Source organism: Microbacterium sp. NPDC055683, assembly GCF_053617895.1.
On the sequence record NZ_JBSHGQ010000075.1, the window covers coordinates 1 to 7,426 of the forward strand.

General features: G+C 71.9%; 7 protein-coding genes. All 7 read left to right on the plus strand.

Going from position 1 to position 7,426, the window contains the following annotated elements; translation table 11 throughout:
* Positions 1-31 precede the first annotated feature (31 nt).
* The 7 genes from ACWGPF_RS17335 (at position 32) to ACWGPF_RS17365 (ending at position 7,348) form a co-directional block, all read left to right on the plus strand.
* On the plus strand, positions 32-1,324 hold the full coding sequence (locus ACWGPF_RS17335) for a right-handed parallel beta-helix repeat-containing protein (RefSeq protein ID WP_452333971.1): 1,293 nt from the start codon (positions 32-34) through the stop codon (positions 1,322-1,324).
* Entirely contained in the window at positions 1,321-1,983 is a 663-nt protein-coding gene (locus ACWGPF_RS17340) for a hypothetical protein (RefSeq protein ID WP_452333972.1), read from the plus strand. Before ACWGPF_RS17335 ends, ACWGPF_RS17340 begins: the two co-directional genes overlap by 4 nt.
* Positions 1,976-3,046 carry a Dyp-type peroxidase gene (locus tag ACWGPF_RS17345; protein WP_452333973.1) on the plus strand — a complete coding sequence of 357 codons (1,071 nt, stop codon included), beginning with the start codon at positions 1,976-1,978 and terminating at the stop codon, positions 3,044-3,046. The genes ACWGPF_RS17340 and ACWGPF_RS17345 overlap by 8 nt, the downstream gene beginning before the upstream one ends.
* Before the next feature lie 123 nt (positions 3,047-3,169).
* Entirely contained in the window at positions 3,170-3,823 is a 654-nt protein-coding gene (locus tag ACWGPF_RS17350; RefSeq protein WP_452333974.1) for a GntR family transcriptional regulator, read from the plus strand.
* Between the two features lie 208 nt (positions 3,824-4,031).
* A complete protein-coding gene (locus tag ACWGPF_RS17355; RefSeq protein ID WP_452333975.1) occupies positions 4,032-4,364 on the plus strand; it encodes a nuclear transport factor 2 family protein in 333 nt (110 codons plus the stop codon).
* Positions 4,365-4,420: 56 nt separating this feature from the next.
* A complete protein-coding gene (locus tag ACWGPF_RS17360; protein ID WP_452333976.1) occupies positions 4,421-5,041 on the plus strand; it encodes a GntR family transcriptional regulator in 621 nt (206 codons plus the stop codon).
* 99 nt (positions 5,042-5,140) lie between these two features.
* Positions 5,141-7,348: an ATP-binding protein gene (locus tag ACWGPF_RS17365; RefSeq protein WP_452333977.1), complete on the plus strand. Its 2,208-nt coding sequence runs from the start codon at positions 5,141-5,143 to the stop codon at positions 7,346-7,348.
* The last annotated feature ends 78 nt before the right edge of the window (positions 7,349-7,426 follow it).

Consider the following 7,426-nt stretch of genomic DNA (forward strand, 5'->3'; position numbering starts at 1 on the left):
GACCCCGGGGTCGCGGCGTGAGAGGACACGCATGCGATCACCCCGTATCGCGCACCCCCGACGGCTCGCCGCCATTCCCCTCCTGCTCGCCCTGATGGCCGGCGGCGCGGCATGCGCTCCCGCCGAGCCGACCTCGTCCGCGGTGGTGCATGTGCCTGCGGACGCGGCGCTGGAGGACGCCGGTGGACTCGTCTCCGACGGCGGGATCATCCTCATCGCCGACGGAACCTACGAGGGGACGCTGGAGGTGTCCGCGGACGACGTCACCGTGCGCGGCGAAAGCCGTGAGGGGGTGATCCTCGACGGCGGCCTCACGGCGAGCAACGGCGTCGTCGGAACGGGCGCGCGCTTCACCGTGGAGAACCTCACCGTGCGCAACTACCTGCAGAACGGAGTCCTCGTCACGGGAGCCACCGACGAGAACGGCGCCGGCGTGGCGCGCGGTCCCGACGGCTACCTTCCCGAGGCGGCGCCCGACCCTGTGCCGGGCTACCTCGTGCAGTTCGTGACCGCGCAGAACAACGGCCTCTATGGCATCTACGCCTTCAACCGCACGGGAGGCGTCATCCGCGACAACCTCGCGAGCGGCGGCTCGGACTCCGGGATCTACGTCGGCCAGTGCGAGGACTGCGACGCGTGGGTGGCGGACAACGTCGTGCAGTGGAATGCCGTCGGCATCGAGCTTGCGAACGCGTCGAACGTCGCCATCACGGGCAACCGCATTGTGGAGAACCGGATCGGCATCACCGTGCTGTCCAACTACCTGGAGGCCCACGGACCCACGCGCGGCGTGCAGATCGCGGGCAACGTGGTCGCCGACAACAACGCGGTCGAGACCCCCGAGCAGGCGTCCGGCGCCTTCGGCACGGGCATCGGCCTGTCGGGCACGGTCGACGCCGTCGTCCGCGCCAACCGCATCTCGGGCCACGAGAACGTCGGCATGTGGATCGCGTCGTCGGAGGATTTCGCCCCGCAGGGCAACCGCGTCGAGGACGACGCGTGGGAGGGCAACGGCCTCGACATCGCGTACGCGCCGTCCGAGCGCGCACCGGGAACCGGCAACTGCGTCCTGCTCGCGCCGGGGACGACCGCCGTTCCCGAGAGCCTCACGTCCGACGGGTGCGCCGACGAACTGCCCGCGGGAACGTACGAGCAGCCGACGGCGCCCGCCGGGATCAGCTTCGCCGATGTCGCCGCTCCCGCCCCCCGTCCAGGGCTCGACGAGGTCGACGACACGCCCCGTTCCCTGGCCGACGACGTGGACCTGCCCGACATCGCCGCGATTGCGGTCCCCGCGGCCGACCTGCTCGAGGCCGCCGGATGAGGCGCCTGCGAACCGCGCGGGCCGCGCTCCTGCTCGTCCCCGCCCTTCTCCTTTCCGCGTGCGGGGCCGGCCTCTCAGAGACTGGAGAGCCGCTGACGCTCGAGCAGTCGGAGGCGCTGGCGCAGGCCCGGTTCCAGCTGGCGACGGAGAGCCCCTTCGTCGCCGTGGTCGCGTCGGGCGCGGAGGACGACGTCGATCGCGTCGTCGCGGAGCTCACGGTCGACGCCGAAGACACGCTCGCCTGGGGAACGCTCGAACGCGGTCCCGAGGGCATCGAGGTGGTCGAGGACATCCTGCTCTCGGCCGAGGGATACGCGACGCGTACATCGGACGGATGGACGGTGCAGCCGTGGACGTCGGGCGGCGCATCGGCGCTCGCGATCGTCTTCTCCCTCACCGCCGACCGGCCGGAGAACGCGCAGCTGCTCCGGCAGTCCGACGCGGCCTACCTCGGCGAGCAGGACTCCCTCGCGGCGTACCGCCTCCCCGCGGAAGACGGTGCGGGGTCGGGCGTGACCCGGCTCTGGCTCGACGACGAGGGGCGCATCGCGCGGCTCGACACGGCGGCCGGCGGTTTCACCGTCGACATCGACCGCGAGGCGGTACCCGAGCCGCGGCCCGCCGAGCTGGACGACATCCTCGGTTCGACCGGTGAGTGAGCAGCGGAGACCGGCGGGCCCCGGTCGACGAGAGCTCTTCACCGCCATCGGCGCCGCAGCCGTGGCCGGGGCGGCGGGATGGGTCCTGCGCGGCACGGAGAACAGCTCGTCGCCGCAGGCCGCGCCCCCGACGGGAGCCCCATCGCCTTCGGCGGAGGGAGTAGCGGGGATCACGTCGCCCTCGGTGCCGCAGCGGCACCTGCACGTGCGAGCGGTCGCCTTCCCGGACGCTGATCCCGACGACATCGTCGCCGCCGGTCGCGCCCTCGCCGCTCTCGCTCCCGAAGCTCCCGACGATGCAGGGGACGTGACGATCACGGTCGGGTACGCCCCCGCCCTCGCACTGCGCGCCTGGCCGGAGCGGGCAGCGCTCGCGCGCGACCTGCCGGTCTTCGCCGGCGACGCCGGCCCCCTCGACGCGGGCGACATCGTCGTGCAGGTCTGCGCTGAGACGGCTGCGGCGGTCCGCGACACGGCCGCCGCCATCCTGGATCATCTCGACGGCGCCGAGATCGTGTGGGAGCGCACCGGATACCGCGACGCCCCCACGGCGCAAGGCACCGCCCGGACGAACACGGGGTTCGTCGACGGCATCGTCAACCCGCGCACTCCTGCGGAACGAAACGAGGGTGTGTGGACGCCGGCGGGTGACACCTATGCGGTCTACCGGCGCATGACCATCGCGCCCGACTTCCTCCGGCTCCCCGTGCCCGATCAGGAGGCGGCGATCGGACGACGGCGCGACTCCGGGGCGCCGTTGTCGGGCGGGGGCGCCATGGACGAGATCGACCTGTTCGCGAAGAGCGCGGCGGGCCGCCCGCTCGTACCGGCCGCTGCCCACGTGCGTCGAGCGCACCCGGCGAACATCGGCCGCCCGCTCATGCTGCGCCGGTCGTACAGCTTCGACCTCGACGAGGGCGCCGGGCTGCTCTTCGCGGCCTTCATGAACGACCCGGAGACGTTCGTCACCACCCAGCACCGTCTCGACGAGATGGACGACCTGATCCGATCGACGTCGACGGATGCCGCCGGGTGCTATTTCGTGCCGGCGGGAGGACGCTGAGAGCTCTTGCGCCGCGCTCGTCCGGACCAAGGAGCGGGTGAAGAAGCGCACTGTCGCGTTATACCGGGCGGACCGGGAGGTCCTACGTGGTGAGGAAGACCATCCACGAGGACGGAGAAGACCATGGACATGACGCCCATCGTCGTCATGAAGGACAGGCTGGGAGACCACGTGTACGCGCGGCTCGGCGAGCTGATCGTCGAGGGGGCGCTCCACCCGGGCCAACGACTGCGCGATCTCGACCTCGCCGCCGAGCTCGGCGTCTCGAGGATGCCCGTGCGCGAGACGCTCATCCGCCTCGAACGGGAGGGCCTCGTCTCGATTGCGGCGAGCCGCACGACGGTCGTGACGGACGTGAGGGACGCCGACCGCACGGCCGTGGCGGGGTTCCTGCGCGGGCAGCTTCCCGCGGTCGCCGAAGCGGCCCTGGCCGACCATCGCGCGCTGGGCGTCATCGAGGCGTCGATGGGGGCGCGGTTCGATGAGTCGGCGCTCGACGCGAGTTCGGCGGCAGATCTAGCGTGGGGCCTGTTCGGTGTCTTCGCCCGCGCTTCGCAGAACCCTTTCTACGAGAGCGTCCTCGGGCACATGGACCTCTTCGTGCGGCGCCTGACGCGGACCATGCCGCCCGCGACCAGCGCCGATCGGGAGCTCCTGTCGCGCATCCGCCGTGCCGCGCGCGATCTCGACGCGGAGCTCGTGCGCGGCCAGGTCGCCCTGCTCGCCGACGCCGTGCGGGCGACGCGGCCCGGCGCTGCCGAGCGGGAGTCGGCATGAACGGTCAAGCCGCGCAGGAGCGTCCTCCCCGGGCATGGTCTGCAGGCGGTGTCGCGGATGAAGGATGTGCCGACGCCGGTTTCGACGGATGCATCGACGCCGATGGCGCGGCCGCTGTCGATTCTGGTATCTCGTTATGGCGCCTCGCGTCGGGGGTTATCGTTCGGGAACCGGCGCACGCGCGCTGAGAGCCGCATGAGGAGGCACCGTGGCAGATACGCAGATCCCCGAACCTGTCGCGTCGTTCGTCGCGGCCGTGAACCGTCATGACGAGGAGCACTTCCTCGCCGCCTTCTCGGACGACGGGGCCGTGGACGACTGGGGCCGCGTCTTCGGGGGAGCCTCGCAGATCAAGGAGTGGAGTGACCGGGAGTTCATCGGCGCGAAAGGCACTCTCGCCGTCGAGAGCGTGGAGGTCACCCCGACAGGCGAGATCGTCGTCACCGGTGACTGGAGGTCGAACTACGCAAACGGGCGGTCGCGGTTCTCCTTCATCGTCGACGGCGCGCAGATCGTCCGCATGACCATCCGAGAAGGCTGAAGCTCTGCCGTCCCGCAGACGGGGCGGCGGCGCCGCGGACCGGGAGGAGAGCACGAATGGATCCGACGGCGATCGAGACCGTCCACGAGCGCCTCTCCGATCACGTCTACGTGCGTCTCAGCGAGCTCATCGTGGACGGGGTGCTCCCTCCTGGTGCGCGAATCAGGGACCAGGACATCGCGACGGACCTGGCCGTCTCGCGATCGCCCGTGCGCGAGGCGCTCTTCCGCCTCGAACGCGAGGGCCTCGTGCGGATGAGCGCGAGCCGCGCCACGGTGGTCACAGAGCTCACCGCGCGCGATATCGCGGCCGCCGGCGTCTTCCTGCGCGGGCAGGTCGAGGTCGCGGCGTCCGCGGCCATTGCACGTCCGGGCGTGCTCGACGCGGTGGGCCGGCTCGCGGCTCGCACCTCGGCCGACCCCGATTCCGACCTCGGCCCCGCGGCGGGCATCGCCTGGGCACTGCACGGCGTGCTCGCCGCCTCGGCCGACTCCCTGCAGAGGTCCGTCCACTCGCATCTCGACGCCTCGATGCGCCGAATCCTGCGTGCCGTCGTCGCCTCGGATCCTGCGATCGTCCGAGGAGCGGTCGCCGATCTCCAGCTCGCCGCGTCGTCGGGCGATCCCGCGCAGGCACATCGGAGCATCCAGGCGATCCTGCACCTGACGCGGCCGTAGGGCGCGGTGGTCGCGCGCTACGCTCGGTGCATGACGCGCGCATCGGCCGCTGCCTGAGGACGTCCGGTGAAGGACAGGAGTCCCGAAGCGCGAGGGTGGGTGCGCCAGAGCCTCGACCGGACCCTCATCACCTCGCAGGTGGGGGCGGTGGCGGCGGCTCAGCCGGCATTGGTCGCAGCCGCGCTCGTCTCGGACCTGCAGGCCCCCGTCGCCCTCGTCATCGCTCTCCATGCGATCGTCCTCATCGCGAACGTCGCCGCGTACCGCGGACGGCTGTCGGCCGTCGCCGGCATCGGGATGTCCTCGGCCGCGTTGGTCGTCGACTGCGCGGTCGCGGTGACGCCGCAGACGCCGCTCGCGCTGCTCGCCCTCGTCGTCACCCCGTTGACGGTCCCCTCGCTGTTCATCATGTTCCGAGGAGCTGTGCCGGTCCTCTCCTCCCTCGCGGTTCTCGCAGGGTCGATGGTGGCCCTGATCACCGTGCATCCCGACTGGGGACGAGTCGTGCAGTCGGTGACGATCTCCTCCCTCACGATGTGCGCGGCCGTCTTCGGGATGATGCGTGCGATCCGCGGCGCGGGCGACGAGGTCGAACGGCGCGATGCCGATGCCGAAGGCGCGCGCCGTGCCCTGCTCCGGTCGCGCGCGGCGCAGGCCGCGGCCGCCGAGCAGGCCAGGCTGCTCCACGACACGGTCGTGAACACCCTCGGCGCGTTCGCCGATGACCGGATCGCGAGCGTGGGATCGGGTCGCGTCCGCGAGCAGGCGCGCGCGGATGCCGCGCGCGCGCGGACGGCGCTCATGGGCGAGGGCGCCACCGAGACGGGGCTCGAAGCCGACGACCTCGAGCCCGCGGTGCCGATCTCCGTCCGTCGGCTCGGTCTCGACGCGTCCAGCGTGCGCGCCGCCGCCGCGCTGTTCGCCGTCGAACGGGTTGCCGCGCTGGCTGCGTGCGTGCGGGAGCTGGTTCTCAACGTCGCCAAGCACTCGGGAGCCGACCACGTCGATGTGCGCGTGGAGCGCGACGGCGACAGGCTCGTCGTCGAGGTCGTTGACGACGGCGTGGGTTTCTCGCCGGCGGATGTGGGAGAGCGCGGTCTCGCCTCGTCGGTGTTCGCGCGGGCCCGAGAGCACCGCATCGAGGTCGAGGTCCATTCGCGGCCCGGCCACGGGACGAGGGCCGTGCTCGTGCTGGCCCCCGTCGTTCCCCCTTCCAACGCCGCGTCGACGGCGGCGCCGGAGGCAGCGCTGATCGTTGACCTGCAGCGTCGCTCGGCGTGGGCGTGCGCGGCGATCCTCATCGCCGCGAGCGCGATCGCGGAGGTGCTGAACCGACTCGCTGTCACTCCGACGCATGCGCTGCTGGCGGTCGTCGCCGCCATCGGGATCGCCGCCCGGCTCGTCTGCGGGAGCACGCGCCATATGCCGCTTTGGCTTGTGACGGTGGCGATCGCAGCGATCCCTGTGACGTGCGCACTGGCACTCTCCTCGGTCGAACTGCGTACCTGGGAGGCGGTCCTCTTCCCGTCGGCGGCACTGACGGTGATCCCCACGCTCCTCCGGGCGACGGCGCGCACGGTCATCCCCTTCGCCGTGTCGCTCGTGCTCACGGTCGCGTCGATGCTCGTGCTGCCCGCCGTGCTCCGCGGCGGCGCGAGGACGGACGAGCTGGGCAGTGCGATGGTGCTCACGGTCGTGGGCCTTGCGCTCATCGTCGCCATCACGACATTCCTGACCCAGCTCGAGGCGTCGGGAGTCCGGCTGGCCGACGCCGAGCGGCGTCTCCGTCGGGATGAGGACGAGCGCCTCGCCCGCGACGCGGCCGCGGTGACGCGCTCCCGGTGGACAGCGGCAGGAGTGGAACGCGCACTCGATCTGCTCGATGAGATCGCGGATGGACGGCGCGACCTGAGCGACGAGGCCTCGCGTGCGGCGTGCGCACTCGAGGAGCGCCATCTGCGTCAGCTGATCGTCCTCCCCGTGGGCGGCGGCCCGCTCAGCTGGTGGCTCGCTCTTGCCGTCACGACGGCGCGATCGCGGGGGCTGCACGTGCAGGTGCGCGTCCCCGAGACGGACGACTTCGAGCCGGCGCTCGCCGAGGCGCTCGGGCGGTTCGTGGTGCGGATGATCGAGCAGACCGCGCCCGGCGACGAGGTTCAGATCACGGTCGTCGAGCACGACGGTGGGCCGCGTCTGTTCCTCGTCGGGGAGCGGCTGCCCGGGATCGGTCACGACGATGCCGACCTCGCGGTCGTGCGGAGGGCGTTCGGAGCGCAGACGATGATCGAGGTCGGGCCCGCGCACTGAGCCCGCGGCCGGTGGCGATCGCGGATCGCGAGGGCGGGCGGCGACGGAGAAAGACGTGGGCGCCGCAGATCTCTCTGC

What these genes read in the sequence shown, in the direction of transcription:
- ACWGPF_RS17335 (WP_452333971.1), top strand. Translation starts at nt 32, where the DNA reads ATGCGATCACCCCGTATCGCGCACCCCCGACGGCTCGCCGCCATTCCC.
- ACWGPF_RS17340 (WP_452333972.1), top strand. Translation starts at nt 1,321, where the DNA reads ATGAGGCGCCTGCGAACCGCGCGGGCCGCGCTCCTGCTCGTCCCCGCC.
- ACWGPF_RS17350 (WP_452333974.1), top strand. Translation starts at nt 3,170, where the DNA reads ATGGACATGACGCCCATCGTCGTCATGAAGGACAGGCTGGGAGACCAC.
- ACWGPF_RS17360 (WP_452333976.1), top strand. Translation starts at nt 4,421, where the DNA reads ATGGATCCGACGGCGATCGAGACCGTCCACGAGCGCCTCTCCGATCAC.